Raw genomic sequence first — 23828 nt, 5'->3', positions numbered from 1 at the left:
GGGGCCGGGTCTGAGGGGTGGGGCTTGGGGGGTCGGAGTTGAGGGGCTGGGTCTGAGGGGCCGGGCTTGAGGGGGGCGGCCGCTCACCCGCTCGCTACGCGTACTCCCACCACCGCCACACCTCGTCGTCGGTGACCTCCTCGGCTTTCACCGCCGCGCCCAGCACCTCCGGCTCGGCTCGGCCGCGCGGGCACAGTGCCCGACGACCTCGTCCGCGAGCAGCTTCCGTGAGCAGCTTCCGGGCCAGGACACCGCCCGGAACCGCGCCAGGGCCTCCACCAGGCCGGCCGGCACCGTCGGCACGTCCGGCCCGTAGGCGCTGCCGGTCACGGCGGGCGGGGGTTCGAGGGTGCGGTCGAGGCCGTGCCGGATCGCAGCGAGGGCGGCGGCGAGCGCGAGGTACGGATTGCGTCGGTGCCGGGCGGCCGGATCTCCGGGTGAAGGCCCTTGCCCCGGCCGACGACCCGGACCGCGCAGCTCGGATCCCAGGTGCGGCGCCTTCGCCAGGGTCAGGGCGAGCGTGGACGACGGCTTCCGCTTGCCCGACTCCGACTTCCGCACATCGCTCGGGGGTCCGCACAGAGCTCGGGGGTCCGCACAGAGCTCGGGGAGACGGCGACCTTCTGTGCCGACTGGGCGGCGGACAGCCCGCGTGCGCGACGGGCGATGCGGAGGCGGTCCCCGGGGGTGGGCCGGTGGCGCGGCGGCGGGCCGATCTCGCCCTGATCAAGCGCTCCCCTGAGACCGGTGAACGGGCGTCCGACGCTTCCCCTTTGCCGGGGGATCCCGCCGACCGGTCGGGACGCCTTCACCGTCCGTTCCGCGCCTCCTGCCCGTCCATGCGCCGTATGCCGGTCGTCGGTCAGGTGATCAAGTGCACCGCCTGCCACACGAGGACCCCGTGAGCCAGTGCGCATGTGGTCCAGCCGGTGGCGCCACGCGCCCTGTGGCGGACCACCCCCGCCCAGCCTGCCGCGAGCAGGACCGCGGAAAGGCCCCAGAAGACCCAGGCCGTGGCGTACGAGAAGGTGCCCGGAGTGTCGGTGAGGAGGGTCAGACAGGCGGTGGGGGCGATCGCCAGGAGCGCCAGTCCCCAGGTGCCTTCGCTCACCTTGTCGTCGTTCGCCTTGGTGCCGTGTGCTCTGTCGCCACGTGCGTCGGCGTCGTTCGCGTCGTCGTCGGCGGCCGGGGGTGTCATGGTGCTCCGTCCTCCTCGGGTTGCTTCCGCACGGAGCGGTGTGCCGGGGCGGCCGCGGCCTCGGGAATGCCGCGACCGCCCCGTCCCGTCACTTCCCGGACCTCGGGCTCGTCGCTGTCGAGTACCGACCGGGCGGTCTCCTGGGCTTCTTCCCGGGTGACGGCGCACAGATCCTCCTCGGGGGGATCGTCGATGGTGGCATGAAGCTAGCCCACTCCTGTGGCGATGCCCCAGAGGGTGCGGCGGAGCTGATGGGTGGCTTCAACTATGCATCTCGCGCATCCGGTTGCGATACGGAGTAATGGTGATGGGGCGTAAATAGGGCGATGTGGCAGGACGTGGTCGCCGTTGTGCCGCACCGTCCGTCGTGGGCGCTTGGCGCTTGGCGCCCGGCGCCCGACGCTCGGCGTTCAATCCGGCTCGGCGCGCGCCCGTCCGGTGTCCCTCGGGCGGGTCGCGGCAGTCTCGCGTCCTCGAACCTGTGGGCGGCGGCTGCCCGGGAGCGGCATACTGCGGGTCATGCGAGTGGCGCTGATGACCGGGGGGTCGCGGGGCGATGTGGCGCCCTTCACGGGTCTGGGACGCGCCCTGGCCCAGGCCGGGCACGAGGTCACGCTGGTCACGCACGGATGTTTCGCACCACTGGCCGAGGCCGCGGGGCTCGGCTTCCACGCCCTGCCGGTGGACCCGCGGGCCGAGCTGGACACCGAGCGCGGCCGGGCCCTCCAGGAGAGCTCGACCGGCGTCGGGCAGATGGTACGGATGGGGCCGCTCGCCCGGGAGGCCGCCGAGCGCATGGTCGACGACCTGCTGTGGGCGGCCGAGCGGGCGGACGTGCTGCTGCTGTCGAGCGGGATCGGCACGCTGGGGCACACCATCGCCACCGGCCTCGGCCTCCCCAGCCGGGGCGTCTACCTACAACCACACGCCCCCACCGGTGCGTTCGCGCCGCCGCTCGTCACCGCCGGTTCCTGGGGGCCCACCGTGAACCGGCTGGCCGGGCGGGCCGTGGGCGCCGCCGTGGACAGCCTCTTCGTCCCCGCCCTGCGCACCGTGCGGGCCCGGCTCGGTCTGCCGCCCCTCGGCTCACGCGCCGCCCGCCGGATCCGGGAGCGCCAGGACTGGCCCGTGCACCACGGCTTCAGCCCCCTCGTCGTCCCCCGCCCGGCCGACTGGCGCCCGGGCCTCACCGTCGACGGCTACTGGTGGCCGTACACCGCGCCCGGTACGGAACTGCCCGCGCCGGTGCGGGACTTCCTCGCGGCCGGCCCGCCGCCGGTCTTCGTCGGGTTGGGCAGCGTCACCCTGCCCCACCCCGAGCGCCTCGCGGCGACCTTCGTGCGCGCGCTGCGCGCGGCCGGCCTGCGGGGCATCGTCCAGCGGGGCTGGACCGGTCTTGAGGCCGAGGGCGACGACCTGCTCACCATTGACGAACTGCCGCACGCCGCGCTGTTCCCGCACCTGGCGGCTGTGGTGCACCACGCGGGTGCGGGCACCACGGCGGCCGGTCTGCGCGCGGGCGTCCCGGCGGTGCCCGTCCCCGTCCAGTTCGACGCCCACTTCTGGTCCGCCCGCCTCACCGCCCTCGGCGTCTCCCCGGGTCCCGTCCCCCTCCGTCGCCTCACCGCCCCCGCCCTCACCACGGCCCTCCGCAGCGTGACCACCGACCCCGGCTACCGCACCCGCGCCCGGGAGGTGGCCGCCCGCCTCGCCGAGGAGGACGGTGCGGCGCCGGTGGTCACAGCGGTGAACCGGCTCGCGGGGGCGTGAGGGGGCGCGGCCCTTCCGGCAAGCGCCGTACGGGGTCCCTGAAACCACGGCGGACGGCTCCCGGCCACACGCCCCCGACCACACGGCAGCGACCGGAAACCGGCACACGCTCCCCGCTCGCGTCGGAGACGGCTCCGGACACCGGACGCCCACACCTGCCGATGCCCGACGCCTCATTGGTACACCTCGGACGGAAGCGTCCGTCGTGATGGCCGAGAGGAAGACGGACAGTGGTACTCCTCGATCTCCAGGTGCTCCGATCCGAGACCGGCGCCCCGGTCCGCCCGCTACCAGCGGTGCGTACACGACTTCCGCGGCGAGGTGAGCGCCTACACCGGCAACCGGGCCGCAGCGGAGTTCAACGAACACGTCACCCAGGCGCTTGGTTGCCCGGCTTGATGAGGAGTGAGGGTCCCAACGGCCGCCGTCATTCCCGAGGAGCGTTCCCGTCCCGCAGGGAGGCGATCCGCCGCGCGTACGACTCCGCCGGACGCCCACCGACGGACGCGTTCCGTATGAGCCGGGTGGTCATGGTGAACTCCTGGATCCGGCGCGGCGTCGGGTAGCCGGACCGCTCGCGACGGTCCCGTCCGTAGGCGGAGACGAACGCGGCGAACCGTTCCCGCGTCTGCCATCCCAGGCGCTGACGTTCGACTGTGGTCACCTTCAGGTCCCACTCCGGGTGGTCGAAGCCGAAGCCTTCGAAGTCGATGAAGACCGCCTGCCCTTGTCCTCCACCACGAGGTTCCGCACGTGCGCGTCACCGTGCGCGGGCCCCCGGCGAGCCGAACCGCAGTTTCGCCACCGCACCGCGCAACTCGGCGTGGAGGATACGGAGGAAACGCCGATCGTCTTCCGGCATCCCGGGCGCCCGCTCGATACGGAGAGCCGGCCGCCCGAACGCGTCGTACGGCGGCAAGTCGAGCCCGGTCGGTGGGGTCAGTCCGTGGAGCCCACGCAGCAGGCCCCCCCGGCTCCCCGTAGGCAGGTCTGCGACCGTCACCGCGGATCAGGTGCCGGAAGGTCACCGGATGCCCGTCCACGACGCGGGGCTGTTCCAGGTCCTCCACCGCTCGGCCGGCGGGGCCCCCTCCCGGTGCAGCCGGCGCGCCACGGCGACTTCCCCCGAACGCCGGGTGCTGCCGCCCGAAACGACTCAGGACTGCGCCATTGCGCCCCAGTCGTAGACATAGCGGTTGGTGGAACGGTCGAAGGCAGCGCTGATCGGATGAGGTGGGAGCGCGAATTCTTGCTCGGCCCAGAGGAGCAGGGCCGCCGCCAGGCCCTCGGGCTGGTAGTCCGCCTCAGGGAATCGGACGCGATGGACCGTGACCAGGGTGTGGTGGCTTGAAGGGAGAGCGGCGGTGAGGGCCGGAGCTGCCAGGGCGAGCCCGTGACGCAGCCAGGCCGCTTCGTCGGGTGAGAGCCGCTTGTCCCCGTGGCCTTCGGGTGAGTGTGTGAGGACGGGGGTGGCATCGAGCCACACCCCGTCCGAGACCCGCGCACTGTGCGCCGGTACTTCGGGGGCCGTCACGGCCGAGGCTGTCAGCTCGATCCAGATGCCCCAAGTTGCCCGACGGAGCCGGTACAGGGTCGTGCGCGGTTCCTCAGGCATCCGGGGACGGAGCGTCGGCGACCCCGATCGGGCAGCTCACGCCCGTCCCGCCGATGCCGCAGTAGCCGCCCGGGTTCTTGTCGAGGTACTGCTGGTGGTGTTCCTCGGCCCAGTAGAAGGGGCCGGCCGGGGCGATCTCCGTGGTGATGTCGCCGTGGCCGGAGGCGCGGAGGACCGTCTGGTAGGCGTCGCGGGAGGACTCGGCGGCCCGCTGCTGGGCGGGGGAGTGGGTGTAGATCGCGGAGCGGTACTGGGTGCCGCGGTCGTTGCCCTGGCGGAAGCCCTGGGTGGGGTCGTGGGACTCCCAGAAGACCTTGAGCAGCGTCTCGTAGGGGACGACCGCCGGGTCGAAAACCACCCGGACCGCCTCCGTGTGCCCGGTCAGGCCGCTGCAGACCTCGTCGTACGTCGGATTCGGGGTGATGCCGCCCTGGTAGCCGACGAGGGTCGTCCATACGCCGGGCGTCTGCCAGAAGCGGCGCTCTGCGCCCCAGAAGCAGCCCAGGCCGAAGTCGGCGACGACCAGGCCCTCGGGGTAGGGACCGGCCGGCGGGGTGCCGAGGACGGTGTGGCGGCCGGCGAGGGGGAAGGCCGGCTCGGGGCGGCCCTTGAGGGCCTCTTCCTCGGTGGGCAGGCGGTGGTCATGGCGGAGGTGGGGGAAGAGCATCACGACTCCAGGGCGGCGGCGGTCGACGGTGCGGTGCGGTGCGGTGCGGTGCGGTCTGCGGATCAGGGGAACGCGCGGCCCGGGGGTCGGAATTCCCGGTTCCCCCGCCGTCCTCGACCTGTCCGTTCCCGGTCCGTCCGCCCGCGCCCGTCCGGCCCGCGCCCGTCCGTCCCCACTCCCGTCCGGCTCGCGCCCATCCGTCCCCCGCCCGTCCCGGTCAGTACCCGGACGCCGCACGCGCCCGGTATGCCGTGTACACGGCGACCGGGTCCTCCTCGTACGTCCACGGGATGGCGCCGATGTGGCCGTCCACCGCGCGCAACTGCTCCAGGGCCTCGGTGTGCCGCCCGGCGTTGACCAGGAACCAGACCAGCAGGTGCCGCACGTGGGGCAGCACGGGGTGGTCGGCCGGGGCGTGCACGGCCGCGTACTGGGCCGCCTCGATCGCGTCCCGGACCACGACGCTCTCGTACAGGCCGTGCACGAGGTTGACGTCGGGCAGGTGGTCGTACACGGCGAAGAGCGGCAGCGCGGGCAGCAGGCTGCCCGCGGGGGCGGACGCGGCGGCCCGCCGGGCGAAGGCATCGGCCTGCTCCTGCGAGCCGTGCCACTTCGCGCTCCAGTAGCGCAGCGCCACCAGATGCGCCCCCATGTGCCCCGGTGCGCGGGAGGTCACGGTCTCCCAGACGGACTGGAACTCCGCCTCGCTCGCCCCGAGCCCCCGCTCGACGTTCAGCCGGACGATGTACGGGACCGGGTCGCCCGGTGCGAGCAGCGCGGCCTCGGCGCACACCGTCCGGGCCTCCTCCAGGATCATGCGGTAGTCCTGCGACGAGGGGTCGCGCATCGCCTGCTGGACCAGGAACTCGGCCTGCACGGCCGCCCCGCCCGCGTCCTTGGGGGCCACCACGCGCCAGTGGCGCAGCCACATGCCCCCAGTGCCGGGCGTCTCGGCCAGCTCCCGGGCGGCGGCCCCGGCCAGCGTCTGCACGCGCTGCCAGCGCAGCTCGGCGGCACCCTCCGCCGGAGTGCGGGCCAGCAGCCCGGCCGCCGGCTTCCAGTCCTGGGTGCGGCGGGCCTCCTCGACCGCGGCCAGCAGCTCGGGGTCCGGACCCGGCAGGCGTACGTCCAGCCGCTCGGCCGGGACGAAGCCGAACCCGTACGACGGGTCGACGGCCGTGCCGGCGCCCCGCAGCGCGTCCTGGGCCGCGCGCCGGCGGCGCAGCGCGGGCGCGACGACGACGCCGCAGACGACGACGAGGGCGAGCAGGATGAACAGAAACTCCATGAGCTGTCCTGAAAGCGAAGGGGCGGGAGGGTGCGGGGAGCGGGGCTCCGAGGGGACGACGACGGGCCGACGACCTTAGGACGAGGCAGTGCGCCCGATCGTTCCTGACCACCGGTTTCGCGGGCCGGCCGATCGTTCATACGCCGGTTACAAGTGAACAGGAGTAATCCGGTAAAGGGGGTACTACTCTCGGAACAATGAGCGACCAGCAGCAGCAATCCTTCGAGACCCTCGCCATCCACGCCGGGCAGGAGGCGGACCCGCTGACCGGGGCCGTCGTGCCGCCGATCTACCAAGTCTCCACCTACAAGCAGGACGGCGTGGGCGGCCTGCGCGGCGGATACGAGTACAGCCGGAGCGCCAACCCGACCCGTACCGCCCTGGAGGAGAACCTGGCGGCGCTGGAGGGCGGCGTCCGGGGTCTGGCCTTCGCCTCCGGCCTGGCCGCCGAGGACTGCCTGCTGCGGACGCTGCTGGCCCCCGGCGACCATGTCGTCATCCCGAACGACGCCTACGGCGGAACGTTCCGGCTGTTCGCCAAGGTCGTCGGCCGCTGGGGCGTCGAGTGGTCCGTCGCCGACACCTCGGACCCCGCCGCGGTCCGGGCCGCGATCACCGACCGCACCAAGGCCGTCTGGGTCGAGACCCCGTCGAACCCGCTGCTCGGCATCACCGACATCGCCGCCGTCGCCCAGGTGGCCCACGAGGGCGGGGCCAAGCTGGTGGTGGACAACACCTTCGCCAGTCCCTACCTCCAGCAGCCGCTGGCGCTCGGCGCGGACGTCGTCGTGCACTCGACCACCAAGTACATGGGCGGCCACTCCGACGTCGTCGGCGGCGCCCTGATCACCGCCGACGCCGCGCTGGGCGACGAGCTCGCCTACCACCAGAACGCCATGGGCGCCGTCGCCGGCCCCTTCGACTCCTGGCTGACGCTGCGCGGCATCAAGACCCTGGCCGTCCGCATGGACCGGCACAGCGCCAACGCCGAGCGCGTCGCCGACCTGCTGCTCTCCCACCCCAAGGTCACCCGGGTCTACTACCCCGGCCTGCCCGAACACCCGCTGCACGAGGTCGCGGCCAAGCAGATGCGCGCCTTCGGCGGCATGGTCTCGTTCCGCGTCGAGGGCGGCGAGGAGGCGGCGGTCGAGGTCTGCAACCGCGCCAAGCTGTTCACCCTCGGCGAGTCCCTCGGCGGCGTCGAGTCGCTGATCGAGCACCCGGGCCGGATGACCCACGCCTCCGTGGCCGGCTCGGCCCTGGAGGTCCCGGCGGACCTCGTCCGCCTCTCCGTGGGCATCGAGTCGGTGGACGACCTGCTGGCGGACATCAAGCAGGCGCTGGGCTGAGCGTTCGGAACCGGTTCGGACGCAGCCCGTCCGGCGTTTGAGGACAAGCGGCGAAGCCGCTTTCGGGGTCCGGGGCGCAGGCCCGGGAAACGGCGGAAGGGCGGGGCCGGGGCACCACCACCCACGCCACCCGCCGCCCCGGACAGCCGGGCGCCGTACGGCAGATGACGCCGTCGGCGCCTGGCGGGCGCGCAGGCCGCGTGCGGCGTCAGGAAGCCGGCGGCACCTGCGGAAGCGAGCTGTGCACCTCGGACAGCGCGGAGTTGAAGCGCGTCAGCAACGTGCAGAACACGGCCCGCTCCTCCTCCGTCCACCCCTCCGTGCACAGCGCCATCAGTTGCCTGCGCGAAGCGCGGACCTCGTCCAGCCGCGCCTTGCCGCGCGGCGAGAGCTGGAGGACGACGGCCCGGCCGTCCTCGGGGTGCGAGGTGCGCTTGACCAGGCCGGTGTCGACGAGGGGCGCCACCTGGCGGGTGACGGTCGACGAGTCGATGCCCATGCCCGCGGCGAGCGCCTTGACGCCCATCGGGCCTTCCTGGTCCAGGCGGTTGAGCAGCAGATAGGCGGCGCGGTCCATCGAGTTGTGGACCCGGCCGACGCCGCCGAGCCGGGTCTGTTCTGCGCGACGGGCGAAGACGGCAACCTGGTGCTGGAGAGTGTCGAGGACACCTGGTGCGAGGTCGGTCGTCATGTCCGGAGGGGTGGGCATGGCTGGGGACTCACTTCGTGCGGCGGGCTGGAATTGCTCGGGAATGGGGGACAGAGTACGCGGCCGGACGGGTGCGCGTGCCGTTGCCGGGCAAACCGGTCGGTTCGTATGGTCACCGGGTCCCGTTCCTTCGGATGGCGGCCCCACGGCGGGTGCGGGACTGCGAGACTGGCGGTATGGCTGCACGTGTGGGAAGCGGCGGCGACCGTCCGGCGCGGGTTCCGCCCGGTTCGTCGGCTTCCCCGAGTTCATCGACTTACTCCGGCCCGTCGGCTCGGCCCGGTCCCTCGGCTCGGTCCGGCCCGTCGGCTCGGTCCGGCCCGTCGGCTCGGTCCGGTCCGCCGCCCGGCCCGACCGGCGATTCGTGCGCCGACTCGCCTCGTGGCGATTCGTATGCCGACTCGCCTGATGCGTTCGGTTCACCTCGTCCCTCTGATCCCTCCGGCGACTCCGGCACCGCCGCCCCCTCCCTCCCCGTCACTCTCGACGCCATCCGCCAGGCTCAGAAGACGTTGTCCGGCGTCGCACGGGTCACCGCCCTGGAGGGCAGCCGGTACCTGTCCGGGCTGATCGGCTCCCCAGTGCACCTCAAGTGCGAGAACCTCCAGCGGACCGGCTCGTTCAAGGTTCGCGGCGCGTACGTACGGATCGCGGGCCTCTCGGCGGCCGAGCGCGCGGCCGGGGTGGTCGCGGCGAGCGCGGGCAACCACGCCCAGGGCGTGGCCCTCGCCGCGTCCCTGCTCGGGGTGCGGTCCACGGTCTTCATGCCGGAGGGCGCGCCGCTGCCGAAGGTCGTCGCCACCCGTGAGTACGGGGCCGAAGTGCGGTTGCGCGGACAGGTGGTGGACGACGCGCTGGGCGCCGCCCGGGAGCACGCGCGGCGCACGGGCGCGGTCCTCATCCACCCCTTCGACCACCCGGACGTCATCGCGGGCCAGGGAACCGTGGGACTGGAGATCCTGGAGCAGTGTCCCGAGGTGCGCACGGTCGTGGTGGGCATGGGAGGCGGCGGGCTGGCGGCCGGGATCGCCGTGGCGCTGAAGACGCTACGGCCGGACGTGCGCGTCATCGGTGTCCAGGCGGCGGCCGCGGCGGCCTACCCACGGTCGCTGGCCGCCGGCCGCCCGGTGACCGTGGTGGCGCCGGCCACGATGGCCGACGGCATCAAGGTCGGGCGGCCCGGCGACGTACCGTTCGGGATCGTCCGGCGGCTGGTGGACGAGGTCCGTACCGTCTCCGAAGACCAGTTGGCGAGCGCGCTGCTGCTCTGCCTGGAGCGGGCGAAGCTGCTGGTGGAACCGGCCGGGGCGAGTCCGGTGGCGGCGCTGCTGGCCGCCCCGCGCTCGTTCGAGGGGCCTGTCGTGGCGGTGCTCTCCGGCGGGAACGTCGACCCCCTGCTGTTGCAGGGCGTCCTGCGGCACGGCATGGCCGCCGCCGGCCGTTACCTCTCGCTGCGGCTGCGGATCACCGACCGCCCGGGGGCGCTCGCCGCCCTGCTGGAGGTGCTGTCAGCGGTGGACGTCAACATCATCGACATCGGACACGTCCGTACCGACCCGCGGCTGCGGCTGACCGAGGCGGAGGTCGAACTGCACCTGGAGACCAAGGGGCACGAACACTGCGCCGCCGTGCGCACGGCGCTGCGGGAGGCGGGCTATCCGGTGCTGGCCTGAGCCCGGACCGGCTCCGGCTCCGAGCCCGGATGCGCGGCGGCTCCGCGTCCTGCGCGCAACGCGGATATCCGGAATTTCCGTTCACGGGGCGCAATGCTCCCGCTGAACGTAAAATCCTGAATTACGTCACCGAACGGGGAGAAGTTCCATGTCGGGCGCGATTCACGCCGAAGGCCTGGTCAAGACCTTCGGCGAGGTAAGAGCTCTGGACGGCGTCGATCTCGACGTCCCGGAGGGGACGGTCCTGGGGCTGCTCGGGCCCAACGGCGCCGGGAAGACGACGGCCGTACGCGTCCTGACGACCCTCATCAGACCGGACCGCGGCACGGCCTCGGTGGCGGGCATCGACGTGCTGCGGCGGCCCGACGAAGTCCGGCGCAACATCGGCCTGTCCGGCCAGTTCGCCGCCGTAGACGAGTATCTGACGGGCCGTGAGAACCTGCGCATGGTCGGCAGGCTGTACCAGTTGAGCGGACGCGAGGCCAAGCGCCGCGCCGGCGAGCTGCTGGACCGCTTCCATCTCGCCGAAGCCGCCGACCGCCCCGCCAAGACGTATTCCGGCGGGATGCGCCGCCGCCTCGACCTCGCGGCGGCCCTGGTCGTCAGACCACCCGTGATGTTCATGGACGAACCGACCACCGGCCTCGACCCGCGCAACCGGCAGCAGTTGTGGGAGGTCATCCAGGAACTCGTCGCCGCCGGAACGACGTTGCTCCTCACCACCCAGTACCTGGAGGAGGCCGACCACCTCGCGCACGACATCGCCGTCGTCGACCACGGCCGGGTGATCGCGCGCGGCACGTCCGACCAGCTCAAGGCGCGGACGGGCGGCGAGCGCGTCGAGGTCGTCGTGCACCGGCCCGAGCACATCCCCGTCGCCGACGCCGTCCTGCGGGGCTTCGGCGACGGCGGGTCGGCCGTCGAACCGCACACCCGGCGGATCACCGTCCCGGTCTCCGGCGGCGCGCGGCTGCTCGCCGAGATCATCCGCGAACTCGACGCCCGGGACGTCGGCATCGACGACATCGGGCTGCGCCGTCCCACCCTGGACGACGTGTTCATCTCGCTGACCGGCCACGCCGCCGAGACCGCGGGCGAACCCGAACGGCAGCAGGAAGGGGCCCTGCCATGACCACCGCCGACCACGCCGCCGCCGACCACGCCGCGCCGAGGCGTCCGGCGTCCGGACGGGGCCGCGTCGGCCGGTCCGTCCACGACTCCCTGGTCGTCGCCCAGCGGAACCTCATCCGGATGATCCGCATCCCCGAGGTGGTCGTCTTCGGGCTGGTCCAGCCCGTCATGTTCGTGGTGCTGTTCAGCTACGTCTTCGGCGGCTCGATCGCCCTCGGCGGCAGCACACGGCCGTCGCTCTACCGCGAGTTCCTCATGGCGGGCATCTTCGCCCAGACAGTCACCTTCGCCACCGCGGGGGCCGGCGCCGGGATCGCCGACGACATGCACAAGGGGCTCATCGACCGCTTCCGGTCGCTGCCGATGACCCGGGGAGCCGTCCTCACCGGGCGGACCCTCGCCGACCTCGTGCAGACCGCACTGACCCTGGTGATGCTGGCGATCGTCGCCGCCATCGTCGGCTGGCGGATCCACGAGGGGGTGCCGAAGGCCCTGGCGGGCTTCGCCCTGCTGCTCCTGCTCGGCTACGCCTTCTCCTGGATCGGCGCGCTCATCGGGCTGTCCGTGCGGACCCCGGAAGCGGCCACCTCGGGAGGGCTCGTCTGGCTGTTCCCGCTGACGTTCATCTCGAACGCGTTCGTGCCGTCCGGCAACATGCCGACCGTCCTGCGGGTGATCGCCGAGTGGAACCCCTTCAGCGCCACCGTCCAGGCGGCCCGCGAACTCTTCGGCAACCTGCCGCCCGGCTACCCCGTGCCGGACGCCTGGCCGATGCGGCATCCGGTGTGGGCGTCACTGATCTGGTCGGCGCTGATCATTCTGGTGTTCCGGTGGCTGGCGGTACGGAAGTACCGCTCGGCGACGGGGTGAGGGAGGGGCGGGCTCGGTTGCGGGGGCGGGGCGTGGGTCCGGGGCCGGTCCTACGTCCGGGTCCGGACCTGGGTCTGGGTCTAAATCCGGGATTGGGCTCGGGCTCGGAGAGCCCTTCGTCGCCCGGGCTTGAGCTCGGGCCCGGGTCCGGGCTTGGGCTTGGGCGTGGAGAAGCCTTCGTCGCCCGGGCTCGGAGAAACCTCCGGCCCCGGACCGTCGTGAGCGGTCCGGGGCCGGGAAGCGGGGTGGCGCGACGCGCCTCGAAGGGCGGGATCAGCCCTGATACGGCGTGGCGTCCATGATGCGGACCTTCGCCTTGCGGCCGTTCGGCAGCTCGTACTCGGCGTCCTCGCCGACCTTCTTGCCGTTGACGCCGGTGCCCAGCGGGGACTGGGGGGAGTACGTCTCGATGTCCGAGCTCGCGTACTCGCGGGAGGCGAGCAGGAAGGTCAGGGTGTCGTCCGGGTCGCCGTCGAAGGCGATGGTGACGACCATGCCGGGGGCGACCACGCCGGTGGCGGCAGGGGCCTCGCCGACCTTCGCATGCTCGAGCAACTGCGTGAGCTGACGCACACGGAGCTCCTGCTTGCCCTGCTCCTCCTTGGCCGCGTGGTACCCGCCGTTCTCTCGCAGGTCACCTTCCTCGCGCGCCGCGGCGATCTTGGCCGCGATCTCGGTGCGAGCGGGACCAGACAGGTACTCCAGCTCGGCTTTGAGCTGGTCGTACGCCTCCTGAGTCAGCCAGGTGACGCTGTCGCTGGTCTGGGTCACAGGTGCTCCTCGTCGGTGCTGGGGAAAAACTTCGGGGTCACGGATACAAATGAACGCCCTACTCAGAAGGGTGCACCTCCAAAGGCGGGCGAAACCACGAGCCTAACAATTACGTCCGGAATGGGGGAAGAAGTCGTGGGACGAAATCCCGCAAGAATCGCATCGCCGCAGGTCAGGATGGTTTTCTCCGAGGGTCTGCGGTCGCCGCGCCGCTTGCTGACCGCTCACTCCCCGTCCACTCCCGCTCACTCGGCCGTTCGCCGCCCGTCGGTCGTACGGGCGGGGCGCGCTCTCCGCGGAAGGTGAGAGTCCGCCGTGGGACGGGCGCCCCTGCCGGCGGGCCGGAGGCGCGTCCGTCGCGGTCAGCCCCGGTCGGTCGTCCGGCAGCCTTCCAGCTCCGTGATGCGCGCGGGAGCGGTGGTGCGGAGCGTGACGAGCTCGGTGAAGTGCGTCTCCCGGCGGTCCAGGGACACGTCCTTGCGGGCGACCTCCGCCCCGTCCTCACCCAGCGAGCGGAGCGTGCACACTCCGTTGTCGTTCTTCTCCTTGCGGACCTCGATCACCGCCTGGACCGACGTCGAGGAGATCTTCTTCGACCGGATGAGCTGGCCACTGACGTCCGACTTGGTGACGTAGTGCACACCGGCCCACCCGACGAACCCGAGCAGCGCCGCGAAGAGCACCCCGCCGACGATCTTGAGCTTGCGGTTCGCGCGCTCGTCCGCCGAGCGGCCGTAACGGCCCTCTGGCAGGGCCTCGCGCTGCGCAGCCATGATCATCGCCTCCCGGACGCCGATTTGTGAACGCGGAATGAAACGGCTCCCGCTTCGGTCACTATAGGAGGCGTCTGCCGAGACGAGTGACTGAGGATCGAGCCTTGACTGAGCAGTTGCGAATGATGGCCGTTCACGCCCACCCCGACGACGAGTCGAGCAAGGGCGCGGCCACGATGGCCAAGTACGTGTCCGAGGGGGTGGACGTGCTGGTCGCCACCTGCACGGGTGGGGAGCGCGGTTCCATCCTCAATCCCAAGCTCCAGGGGGACCCCTACATCGAGGAGCACATCCACGAGGTCCGGGCGAAGGAGATGGACGAGGCCCGGGACATCCTGGGCGTCAAGCAGGAGTGGCTGGGCTATGTGGACTCCGGGCTCCCGGAGGGTGACCCGCTGCCCCCGCTGCCCGAGGGCTGCTTCGCGCTCCAGGACGTCGACGAGGCGGCCGGGACGCTGGTCAAGCTCATCCGCGAGTTCAAGCCGCACGTGATCACCACGTACGACGAGAACGGCGGTTACCCGCACCCCGACCACATCATGACCCACAAGATCTCGATGGTGGCCTTCGAGGCGGCGGGCGACCCGTCCCGCTATCCCGAGGCCGGCGAGCCGTGGCAGCCGCTCAAGCTCTACTACAACCAGGGCTTCAACCGGCCGCGTACCCAGGCGCTGCACGACGCGCTGCTGGAGCGCGGCATGGAGTCGCCCTACGGCGAGTGGCTGGAGCGCTGGGACTCGATGGGCCGGGAGCGCAATCTCACCACCTTCGTCCCCTGCGGTGACTTCTTCGAAATCCGTGACAAGGCACTGATCGCCCACGCCACGCAGATCGATCCGGACGGCGGTTGGTTCAAGGTGCCGCTGGACCTCCAGCGGGAGGTCTGGCCCACCGAGGAGTACGAGCTCGCGAAGTCGCTCGTCGGCACGTCCCTCCCCGAGGACGACCTCTTCGCGGGCATCCGCAACAATTGAGCCCATGATGAGCGCGACTGCCTCCCTCGCCGTCACCCACCTGGTGCCGCTCGCCGCCGCCGGGGATGACCTCGACAAGAACAAGGTCACCCCCGGTGTCCTGGGCTTCATCGTCTTCGCTGTCATCGGCGCGGCCGTGTGGCTGCTGATGAAGAGCATGACGAAGCACATGAAGCGGGTGAACTTCGAGGAGGCGCCGGACAGCGCCGCCCCGGCGACCACCGCCGTATCCGCCGCCACCGCCGTCCCCGACGGCGCGGCGACGGGCGGCAAGACCCCAGCCTGACCGCCTGACCCCAAGGGCGGACCCAAACCGCCCGACCGACCCGCCTGCCTCAAGGCGGACCTGCCTCAGGAACCGACCCGCTCCCGAGCGGACCTGCTCCCGAGCGGACCTCCTTCAGGGCGGACCTGCTCGGGGGGTGAATCCCGCCCCAAGGGGAATGCGAACCGTCCCCGTCCTCAGGCGCGGGCGCCCGACCGACGAGTGATCCCATTTGGGGTCGTTCCGTCGGCTTGGCCTTGCCTGGCGTCCGGCTCGTCCGGCGTCCGGCACTGCCCGGCGCCCGGTCCTGCCCGGTGTCCGGCCCTGCCGGGTCCGATTCCGTCCGGCTGCCTTCGGTCGTGCTCGGCCCCCTCCGGTTCCGTCGCGGTCAGGAGCCGGACCGGCTGAGCCCTGTCCGGACCAGGCCCCGGTCGGCCTGTCCGGATCAGGCCCCGGTCGGCCGGGACTCGGTGCTGCCCCGATCCGGCTTCGCCATGCGGCCACTCCGTCACATGTCCACGCGGTGCGATTTTCGCCCCCCGCCTGCGGGTCCTGCCCCTCGCGAGATTCTCCGCTCCCCCCGAGGCTCTCCGCCCCCGCGAGGCTCTCCGCCCCCCCCGCAAGGTTCTCCGCCCCCGCGAGGTTCCCGCCCCAGCCGGCGAGGTATCCGCCCTTCGCGGTGCTTCCGCCATGCGCCAGGGTTTCCGCCCCGCGCCACCCCGGCCCCGGCACGGCACCCCGGCCCCGGCACGGCACCCCGGTCCCGGCACGGCACCCCGGCCCCGGCCCGGCGGCACGGCCTCAGCTCGGCAGCACGGCCATCACCTCCCGTGCCCGCCGCCCGGGCACCATGCCCAGGCGCCATGCCTGCCACCCTGCCTCCGGCTCCACTCCGCGCTCCAGCACCAGCGCGTACGCCTCCGCGTACTGCTCCAGCGCCGGATCCACCGCCCAGTCCGCGCCTCGCAGCTCCCGCCGCAGGCGGGCCAGGTCCTCGCCGGCCACGGCGGCACCCACCACGGAGCCGCCCGGCGAGACGAACGGGAGCAGCGTGCAGCGCAGGAAGCGGGCCCAGCTCTCGCCCCGCCGGTCGCCGAACCCTGTGAACAGCCGCTCCGCCTCCTCCGTCAGCTCCAGCGCCTGCTCCAGTCTGCCGTTGCCCGCGTCGATCACCGCCAGCTCCAGGCACGACCACGCCTCGCCGTGTGCGACCCCGACCCGCTGGAAGTCCAGCCGGGCGTCCTGGAGCAACTGCCGGGCGAAACCGCTGTTCCGCAGGCTCCCCGTCTGGGCCGCCCGCTGGTCCCGGGTGACCCGGGCCGAGTGGTGACGGGCACAGGCGAGGCCGTAGACGTCACGCATCCGGTTGAACATCGTCCGGGCCCGTTCCAGCTCCCGCAGCGCGGCCGGCAGGTCGCCGAGCTCTTCCAGAGCCTGACCCAGATAGAACAAGGTCCACGCCTCGCCCCGCGCGTCCTCGTGCTCGCGGTGGCGGGACACGGCCTGCCGGAGCCCTTCCACGGCCGCCGCGGCGTCCCCGGCTGTCAGCCGCCCCCGGGCGAGCTGGGTCAGGGCCCAGGCCGCGCCCCGCCCGTCCTGCGTCCGCCCGTACAGCTCCAGCGCCTGGCGCAGCTCGGCCTCCGCCGGCTCGGGGCGGCCCATGCGCAGCCGCACCTGGCCGAGCTGGAAGTGCGCCCAGGCCTGGCCGTGCAGGCTCTCGCTCTCCCGGTGCAGCTCCAGGGCCACGGCGAGCAGGTCCAGTGCCTCCGCCAGTCGGCCGCGGTCACGCTCCACCGCGGCCAGCGCGTGCATCGTCCAGGCCCGGTCGCCGCTCAGCTCCGGAGCCGCCTGGAGTTCCAGTGCCTCCCGCAGCTTCGCCGCGGCCTCCTTCAGGTTTCCCTGGTGCTGGAGGGTGATGCCGAGGTCACGCAGCGCCCGGGCCGCGCCCGCGTGGTGCTGGGCGTCGAGGTAAAGGTCGACGACCGAGGTCAGCGTCGTCCGCGAGGTGTCCAGTTCACCGAGCTGCCGGGCCGCCACGCCCGTGCGCCACTGCACGGAGCGGGTCAGCAGCTCGCGGTCGGTGGCCTGTGTCAGTTCGCTCAGTTCGCCCAGCCGGTAGAGGTCGCCGCGGAGCAGGCAGTAGTCGCACAGGGCGCCCAGCAGGTGCAGCACCGCCGACTGGTCGACGCCCTCCGCGTGCCGGAGCGCGGCCGTGATGAAGCTCGACTCGTCGTCCAGCCAGCGCAGGGCCGCGTCCAGCGAGGGGAAGCCGTGGCCTCCGGCCGCGCCCTCGGCGAACATGTCGGCACGCGTCGACGTCTTGCCGTCCACCATGCGTATGACCGTGTCGGCGAGCTCCGCGTAGCTGCGTATCAGCCGCTCCTGGGCCGCTCCCCGCTCTCCGGGGTCCTCCTCCTCGTGCAACCGCGCGTGCGCGAAGTCCCGCACCAGGTCGTGCATCCGGTAGCGCCCGGGACGCACCGGCTCGATCAGCCCGGCCCGCGCCAGCTCCGTCAGCCGCTGTGCCGCCTCCTGCCCGTCGGCCGCGAGGAGGGCCGCGGCGGCGGCCGCGCCCAGCGATGCCCGGCCGGCCAGCGCGAGCCGCCGCAGCAGCCGCCGGGCGTCCTCGCCTTGGTCCATATAGCGGAGCCACAGTGCCCTCTCCACCGGACCGGACTGGCCCGCGGCCTCCAGCTCCACGGCCAGCGCCCGCGGCGTCCGCGCACCGAGCGAGGACCCGGCCACCCGCAGGGCCAGTGGCAGACCGCCGCACAACGCGCCGACGCGCGTGAGCGACTGGCCGTCGTAGAGCTCGTCGTCCCGCGCCGCGGCTTCCTCTCGTTCCTCGTCCGGCGCGGCCACCGAGCGCAGCAACTCCTCCGCACCCGCCTCGTCCAGCGGGCCGACCTCCAACCGGTGCACCCACGCCTCCAACTCCGCGGGCAGCTCCAGCGGTTCGCGTGTGGTGACGAGCACCAGACATTCGGACCGGTCGGGCACCAGGGCACGTACCTGCTCCGCGTCCGACGCGTCGTCCAGCACGATCGCCACCGGCAGACCGGTCAGATGCTTGTGGTACGCCTCGGACAGCCGTCTGAGGTGCTGCTCACGCGAGGAACGTTCGCGAAAGAACAACTGGTCTCGCGGGGCGCCGAGTCGGTTGAGCAGGTGCAGCAGAGCGTCCCGGGTCGACAGCGGCGGCTCCTCCTGGCTCTCGCCCCGCAGGTCCACGACGCAGGCGCCCCGGAACTGGTCCCGGAGGTGCTGCGCCGCGCGCAGGGCCAGCGTGGTCCGGCCCGCTCCGGACGGGCCGTGCAGCACCACGACCGTCGGTTTCGTCTCGGTGCTCGCCCGGGCCTGGTGCACCCACTGGGCGATCCGATCCACCTGCGTCTTCCGCCCGGCGAACGGGCCGTCGGTCCGTGGGAGATCGTCGAACGAACGGGCAAGGAGGCTCCGCTGCCGGGCCAGCGCGCTGCGGTCGCCGCCCCGCAGTTGTGGCACCCGCGACGGACCGCCCTTGCCCGGCGCCCCCGGCGCGGATCCCTTACCGTTGCGCGCCCCGTGCAACATCCGCTGCCGGTCGAGGAAGGGCCGTATCCCTCGCACCTCCACCGCCGTCCGCCACTGGAGCCTCAACTGCTCGGCGCCGCCCGGCTGCCCTCGCAGCGCCGCCCGGCGGTGCCGGGCCGGCCAATGTCCTGCCGTCAGCTTCGCGAGCGTCGCCACGGAACCCGCGAGGGCCACCGCGACCGCCGTGCTGACGGCGGTGCCCGCGGACGTCCCATAGCCCAGATCCGCCCCGAGGGCCGTCACCGCCGTGACGACCGTGACCAGCATGGGCGTACCGAGCGCGGCCCCCGACAAGCGCGCGGACAACGGCCCGACGGCCGCGGCCTCCTCGTCCAAGGCCCGGACGTACGCCGCGTACTCCTCGGCCGCCGCCTCGGCCACCGCGTCCAACTCCTCCCGCGCCCGCCGCAGCAGCACCTCCCCGTCCACCCGCCCACCCGAACGGCGCACCTCCTCCTCGACCGCCCGCTCCAGCAGGCTCTCGACTTCCGCGCGGTGACCCTGCCGCAGCGCGGGCAGCGAGCTCTGCATGTGCCGTCCCCCTTCGACCAGCGAATGCCCAAGGCGCCCCAGTCTTCCGCTTCGACGCGGATTCCGGCAGGCCTGTGGATAACCCCCTGTGGACAACTCCGGGGGACGCGACCGGGACAGGCCCAGGCTCCCGGTGAATTCCCTGGATGAGATCGGGAGAACGGGTGCACGAAGGAGGCGTCTGGCGCTTGGATGCCTTCATGCGCTTCCCGACCGCCGAGCCGCCGCAGCACAGTGACGTCTGCCAGGTCTGGGGCAAACTGGGCAGAGGTTCCCTGCCCCACCCCCTCGTCTGTCACGCGCTCGACACGGCGGCCGTGGCGCACCTGCTCTTCGACCGATTGCTCGGGCCCTTCCTCAAAGAGCGGCTGACCCTCGCCCTGGAACCACTGGGTGAAGCGCGGGAATGGGCGGCGCTGCTGGCCGGCCTGCACGACCTGGGCAAGTGTTCACCGACGTTCCAAAGTCTGCGCACGGACGTGGCCGAGCAGTTGCTTCCGGACGAGGACCGCCAGTCCGTCCGCAGGCTCCACAGCGGCACGCGGCCGTCGGGCGTCCGGACCGACATCCCGCACGGCAAACTGACCGCCCTCCACATGGAGCGACTCCTCTTGGACTGGGGCGCACGACCGGACACCGCCACCTCCATCGGCGCGGTCCTCGGCGGACACCATGGTCATGTGGCCGGCCGGGACGAGGTGAAGCAGCTCTTCCACTCCCCTGGCGCGACGGGAGGCAAAGCATGGGCCCACCGTGCGGGCACGCTGGCCCGGACCGTTTGTGAGCTGCGCGGACCTGCGACGGCCGATCCCGCGTCACGGAACTGGTCCGCCGTGGTCATGGACGGGCCGGCGGAACTGGCCCTGGCCGCACTCACCTCCGTCAGCGACTGGATCGCGTCCTCCCGAGCGCAGAAGACGTACGCGGGGCACACCGTGCACCTCCCCTCCTATGCCACGAGCGTGCCGGAAACCGAAGCCGCGAAGGTGGACTCCCTTCGCTGGACACCGTGGCAGCCGCCCCAAGACACCTCCTTCCCGGCCCTCTTCCCTGACGCCACGGAGCGGCGCGAACTTCAGACGGCGCTCGAACGCGCGGTCGCGGAGACGGAAGGCGCGGGCATCTACCTGCTCTGCGCGCCGACCGGCGAGGGCAAGACCAAAGCGGCGCTCCAGGCTGTGACGTCGCTGGTGGGCCGGCTCGGCCTGCGCGGGTTCCAACTCGCCATGCCGACCAAGGCCAGCAGCAACCAGGCGTACGAGGTGGCCGACGAGTTGCTGGTGCCCTTGGGGGACACCGGCCGCTTGATGCTGGTCCACAGCTCGGCGGCCCAGTACATCAAGGAGCGCAGGACCGATTCCGGACGGCTGCGGCGCATCACGCCGCGCGGCGTGGCCGAGGACGGTGTGGGGGCTCCAGCCGACGCGGGGTACGGGTGCGACGGGGACAAGGAGGCCGGCTCGTGGTTCCGGCTGCCCAAGGCGGACCTGCTGAACCCCCTCGGAGTGGGGACCGTCGACCAGGTGCTGAAGGGCGTCATCCGTTCCGGGCACGTCTTCGTCAGACTCGCCGGGCTGGCGGGAAAGGTGGTCGTGTTCGACGAGGTGCACAGCTACGACGTGCACATGAGCACGCTGTTCGAGAAGGCGCTGGAGTGGCTGGGAGCGCTGCGGGTGCCGGTGGTTCTGCTGTCGGCGACGCTCTCGACGCGGAAGCAACATGCGCTGATCAACAGTTGGCGCGCGGGGGCGCTGGGCGTCCCGCCGCGGATGCTGCCGACCCCGGACGTCGCTGTGACAACGGCTTACCCTCGCCTGGTCTACGCGGACGCGGAGAGCCGAGAGGCTCCCACCACCGCGACCTTCAACGTGGCGGACGTGAATCAGAGACGCACCGTCGGACTGGAATGGATCGGTTCGGACAAAGTCGTCACCAGGGCGGTGGAAGAGGCGGCCGATGGCAAGAACGTCTTGGTGATTCACAACTACCACAAGGCTTTGCAGGAGGACTGGGCACGCTTGCGGGAGGCCATTCGTGACCAGCCCGCGGGCGACCGGCCGCAGGTGACGGAGATCTTGCACGGCAGGCTGTCGAAAACGGAACGCACCCATACGGAGTCCCGGCTCCGTACCTGCTTCGGCCCCCAACCCCCTGGGAGCACCAAGGTTCGCCCCAGGGGCGCGGTCGTCATGGGAACGATGGTTCTGGAAACCAGCCTCGACCTCGACTTCGACCTCGTGATCAGCGCCGTGGCTCCGATCGACAGCCTGATCCAGCGTGCGGGGCGCATCGGCCGCCACCGGTCACACGGCCGACGACCGGAACTGCGCCTCATCCTCATCGACGTGCCCAGGCTCAAGGACGGGTCCAAGAAGGTGCGGAAGTTCGGCTACAGCACCGGCGTCTACGAAGAGGCACTGCTCCTCCGTACACTGGCCCAACTGGAGGGCCGGAAAGAGATCCGTCCCGACCAAGTACAGCAACTGATCGACGCCGTCTACGACGACGAAACCCTCCCGCCTCCGCCCGGCTGGGAACGGCAGTGGGCCGACGCCGAGCAGCGGCTCAAGAAACACCGTGACAAGGACCGATGGGGTCCCCGCGCCGACCGCCTCCCGGCGCCGTACGGAGAGTGGTCCCTTCACGACCTCACCCGGTCCCCCCGCAGCACCCGCCGCACCCGCAAGCAGGGGTACGACGCGGAGAGCCGTCACCGCACGTGACCCGGCCCCTGCCCAACCGCAGGCGGGACGGAACGGACACCGGCCGTCCTTGCCACCGGCTCGGATGCATGCCCTCCGGAAAAGCGGCACTAGCTGACCGAAATCCCCCCTGCTCAATCACATGATCTGCAAGACTGCTGCTGCCCATGGGGACCGGGGGAGGAACACAGGTGGGGTACGACCTCTTGCAAGAGCCGTGGCTCCCCGTGCTTCCGCTGGACTCCGACCGGACCGTCGAGGTCGGCCTCACGGACCTCGTGGTGAACGCGCACCGCTACCGTCGCCTGGTCGGTGGCAGCCCGACCATGACCGCTGCCCTGCACCGGCTGGTGCTCGCCCTGCTGCACCGCGCTTTCCAGCCGACGAACGCCGACTGGGACGCCCTGTGGCTGGCCGAACAGGACCATCTTCTCGACAAGAACGACGAGTTCCGCCGGCGACTCGACGACTACCTCCACCGCCACGCCGACCGGTTCGACCTGTTCGACGAGCAGCGGCCCTTTCTCCAGTGCCCGGCCCTCGTGAGCCGCCCGTCGTGGAACCCGGCCAAGGAGGCGGAGGTGTCGCAGAGCACCGCGGTGCTCGTCGTGCCGTGGGCGGCCGGCAACAGCAGGACCCTCTTCGACCACACCACAGCGGAGGAACGCCCGCGCATCAGTGCCGCCGAGGCCGCTCGCTGGCTGGTCACCCTGCACCTGTACGACACGGGTGGCAACAAGACCGGGTACCTCAAGAGTCCGGCGAGTTCGCAGGCGGCACTGGGCAGCCAGTTCGGGTGCGTGCTCCTGGAAGGCGACACCCTCCGGCGTACGCTCCTGCTCAACCTCGTCAAGTACCGTCCGGACGAGGGCCATCCGATCGGCACCGGCCCTGAAGACCGCCCCGCGTGGGAGGGGGACGAGGTGCACCGGCCCGAGCCCGATCCGGGGCGGCCGCCCGAGGGGCTCACCGACGTGCTCACCTGGCCGTCCCGCAGGGTGCTGTTGTTCCCCGCCGAGGAGCCGGACGGCAGCCTGACGGTCGCGGGCGTGATCCGCACCCCGGGGACCCGGCTGGGCGTCGATCTCTCTCAGGACGTCGAGCCGATGGCGGCCTTCCGGGCCCGATGGCGTGCCGAGTCCCGTGACGCCAAGGAACATCCCGTCCGGCTCCGGGGCGAGCGTGGCGTCTGGCAGTACACGCAGGAGCTGCTGCTCTCCGCGACCGCACGGTGGGACCTCTCAGGAAGAGCCTGGACGGGGGACAGCAGCGCCAAGAAGGCGACGCCGAAGAACAAGCACGTACCCGCGCTGGCCCCCGACACCGAGCCCAGACGGCTGCGGCCCCTCGCGGTCTCGCATGTGGACGGCGCCTCGGTCGTCCCGCAGGAGACGGTCTTCACACTGCGAATCTTCGGCCAGAGCCTGGACAAACACCTCAGCAAGGTCGTCGCCTGGTACGAAGAGGCGATCCCCGCACCCGTCGCCCTCATCCGTGCGCGCGATCCCCGAATCGGTCACGTCATCGGGGAATCCGTGGCTTACGCCGACGATCTGGGCAATGCCCTGCGGAGCATGGAGTACGCCTACCGCCGCAGCTTTCTGCCCTCGACCTCCGACCCGGCCCGCACGCCGCGACACAGTGCCCTCCAGCTCGACTACTGGCCCCGGCTGGCCGCGCCGTTCGGTGACTTCCTCCGGGAACTGGGTGCCGCCGTGGCCACCGACGCCGAGATCGAGCGGGCCGTCGGCCGCTGGGACGCCATCGTCACCGGCATCGCCGAACGGGCGGCCGAACGCTGGGCGGAGAACACCGGCCGACGGAAACGCGAGCTGCTGGAGGCCGGCGCCTGCTACGCGAAGTTCCTCGGCACCAGTCGCTGGCTGCGCGACAGGCACCGCGAGAACCTTGCCCGCTACACCGAGGGCCCGGACGCGCCCGGCGCCGAGAACGCGCCGTGAACCCGGAG

19 protein-coding genes are annotated in these 23828 nt (G+C 72.1%); 9 read left to right on the top strand and 10 right to left on the bottom strand.

Translation table 11 applies throughout. The annotated features are described in order from the left end of the window. Positions 1–147: 147 nt before the first annotated feature. Both ACZ6X9_RS03770 and ACZ6X9_RS03765 read right to left on the bottom strand, forming a co-directional pair. Positions 148–561 carry a hypothetical protein gene (locus ACZ6X9_RS03770; protein ID WP_469776273.1) on the bottom strand — a complete coding sequence of 138 codons (414 nt, stop codon included), beginning with the start codon at positions 559–561 and terminating at the stop codon, positions 148–150. A 301-nt stretch (positions 562–862) separates the two neighbouring features. Next, positions 863–1198, bottom strand: a complete 336-nt coding sequence (locus ACZ6X9_RS03765) for a hypothetical protein (RefSeq protein WP_469776272.1) — start codon at positions 1196–1198, stop codon at positions 863–865. A gap of 519 nt (positions 1199–1717) precedes the next feature. Here ACZ6X9_RS03765 and ACZ6X9_RS03760 point away from each other — a divergent pair. Continuing rightward, complete coding sequence (locus ACZ6X9_RS03760) at positions 1718–2968, top strand: glycosyltransferase (protein ID WP_469776271.1); 1251 nt, start codon at positions 1718–1720, stop codon at positions 2966–2968. Between the two features lie 427 nt (positions 2969–3395). On the opposite strand, the gene ACZ6X9_RS03755 is transcribed toward ACZ6X9_RS03760, so the two are convergent. From ACZ6X9_RS03755 to ACZ6X9_RS03740, 4 genes are all read right to left on the bottom strand, one after another. Further along, a complete protein-coding gene (locus ACZ6X9_RS03755; protein ID WP_469776270.1) occupies positions 3396–3632 on the bottom strand; it encodes a hypothetical protein in 237 nt (78 codons plus the stop codon). A 492-nt stretch (positions 3633–4124) separates the two neighbouring features. Next, on the bottom strand, positions 4125–4583 hold the full coding sequence (locus tag ACZ6X9_RS03750; RefSeq protein ID WP_469776269.1) for a hypothetical protein: 459 nt from the start codon (positions 4581–4583) through the stop codon (positions 4125–4127). Then, on the bottom strand, positions 4576–5250 hold the full coding sequence (msrA, locus tag ACZ6X9_RS03745) for a peptide-methionine (S)-S-oxide reductase MsrA (RefSeq protein ID WP_469776268.1): 675 nt from the start codon (positions 5248–5250) through the stop codon (positions 4576–4578). The genes ACZ6X9_RS03750 and msrA overlap by 8 nt, the downstream gene beginning before the upstream one ends. Positions 5251–5467: 217 nt before the next feature. Beyond that, complete coding sequence (locus ACZ6X9_RS03740; RefSeq protein WP_469776267.1) at positions 5468–6538, bottom strand: hypothetical protein; 1071 nt, start codon at positions 6536–6538, stop codon at positions 5468–5470. A gap of 197 nt (positions 6539–6735) precedes the next feature. Between ACZ6X9_RS03740 and ACZ6X9_RS03735 the strand changes: the two genes are divergently transcribed. Then, positions 6736–7887: a cystathionine gamma-synthase gene (locus tag ACZ6X9_RS03735; protein WP_469776266.1), complete on the top strand. Its 1152-nt coding sequence runs from the start codon at positions 6736–6738 to the stop codon at positions 7885–7887. A gap of 208 nt (positions 7888–8095) precedes the next feature. On the opposite strand, the gene ACZ6X9_RS03730 is transcribed toward ACZ6X9_RS03735, so the two are convergent. Continuing rightward, entirely contained in the window at positions 8096–8596 is a 501-nt protein-coding gene (locus tag ACZ6X9_RS03730) for a MarR family winged helix-turn-helix transcriptional regulator (RefSeq protein ID WP_004949133.1), read from the bottom strand. A 176-nt stretch (positions 8597–8772) separates the two neighbouring features. On the opposite strand from ACZ6X9_RS03730, the gene ilvA reads away from it, so the two are divergent. The 3 genes from ilvA (at position 8773) to ACZ6X9_RS03715 (ending at position 12270) form a co-directional block, all read left to right on the top strand. Further along, positions 8773–10269: a threonine ammonia-lyase gene (gene ilvA, locus ACZ6X9_RS03725; RefSeq protein ID WP_469776265.1), complete on the top strand. Its 1497-nt coding sequence runs from the start codon at positions 8773–8775 to the stop codon at positions 10267–10269. Between the two features lie 148 nt (positions 10270–10417). Further along, on the top strand, positions 10418–11401 hold the full coding sequence (locus ACZ6X9_RS03720; RefSeq protein WP_469776264.1) for an ATP-binding cassette domain-containing protein: 984 nt from the start codon (positions 10418–10420) through the stop codon (positions 11399–11401). Then, positions 11398–12270 carry an ABC transporter permease gene (locus ACZ6X9_RS03715; RefSeq protein ID WP_469776263.1) on the top strand — a complete coding sequence of 291 codons (873 nt, stop codon included), beginning with the start codon at positions 11398–11400 and terminating at the stop codon, positions 12268–12270. The genes ACZ6X9_RS03720 and ACZ6X9_RS03715 overlap by 4 nt, the downstream gene beginning before the upstream one ends. 273 nt (positions 12271–12543) lie before the next feature. Here ACZ6X9_RS03715 and greA read toward each other — a convergent pair whose 3' ends face one another. Both greA and ACZ6X9_RS03705 read right to left on the bottom strand, forming a co-directional pair. Continuing rightward, positions 12544–13041, bottom strand: a complete 498-nt coding sequence (gene greA, locus ACZ6X9_RS03710) for a transcription elongation factor GreA (RefSeq protein WP_004947986.1) — start codon at positions 13039–13041, stop codon at positions 12544–12546. A gap of 362 nt (positions 13042–13403) precedes the next feature. After that, positions 13404–13814, bottom strand: a complete 411-nt coding sequence (locus tag ACZ6X9_RS03705) for a DUF4307 domain-containing protein (RefSeq protein ID WP_469776262.1) — start codon at positions 13812–13814, stop codon at positions 13404–13406. Positions 13815–13918: 104 nt separating this feature from the next. Between ACZ6X9_RS03705 and mca the strand changes: the two genes are divergently transcribed. After that, complete coding sequence (gene mca, locus ACZ6X9_RS03700; protein WP_469776261.1) at positions 13919–14788, top strand: mycothiol conjugate amidase Mca; 870 nt, start codon at positions 13919–13921, stop codon at positions 14786–14788. Positions 14789–14795: 7 nt separating this feature from the next. After that, entirely contained in the window at positions 14796–15074 is a 279-nt protein-coding gene (locus ACZ6X9_RS03695; protein ID WP_469776636.1) for a hypothetical protein, read from the top strand. A gap of 780 nt (positions 15075–15854) precedes the next feature. Here ACZ6X9_RS03695 and ACZ6X9_RS03690 read toward each other — a convergent pair. Further along, entirely contained in the window at positions 15855–19157 is a 3303-nt protein-coding gene (locus ACZ6X9_RS03690) for a tetratricopeptide repeat protein (RefSeq protein WP_469776260.1), read from the bottom strand. 200 nt (positions 19158–19357) lie between these two features. Here ACZ6X9_RS03690 and cas3 point away from each other — a divergent pair, with 200 nt between their 5' ends. After that, a complete protein-coding gene (cas3, locus tag ACZ6X9_RS03685; RefSeq protein ID WP_469776259.1) occupies positions 19358–21880 on the top strand; it encodes a CRISPR-associated helicase Cas3' in 2523 nt (840 codons plus the stop codon). Positions 21881–22050: 170 nt separating this feature from the next. After that, positions 22051–23820, top strand: a complete 1770-nt coding sequence (casA, locus tag ACZ6X9_RS03680; protein WP_469776258.1) for a type I-E CRISPR-associated protein Cse1/CasA — start codon at positions 22051–22053, stop codon at positions 23818–23820. Positions 23821–23828 lie beyond the last annotated feature (8 nt).

The sequence above is a fragment of the Streptomyces sp. NPDC052910 genome (genome assembly GCF_055585605.1).
The sequence above is the reverse complement of the archived record's forward strand: the minus strand, read 5'-3'. Positions and strand labels throughout refer to the sequence as shown.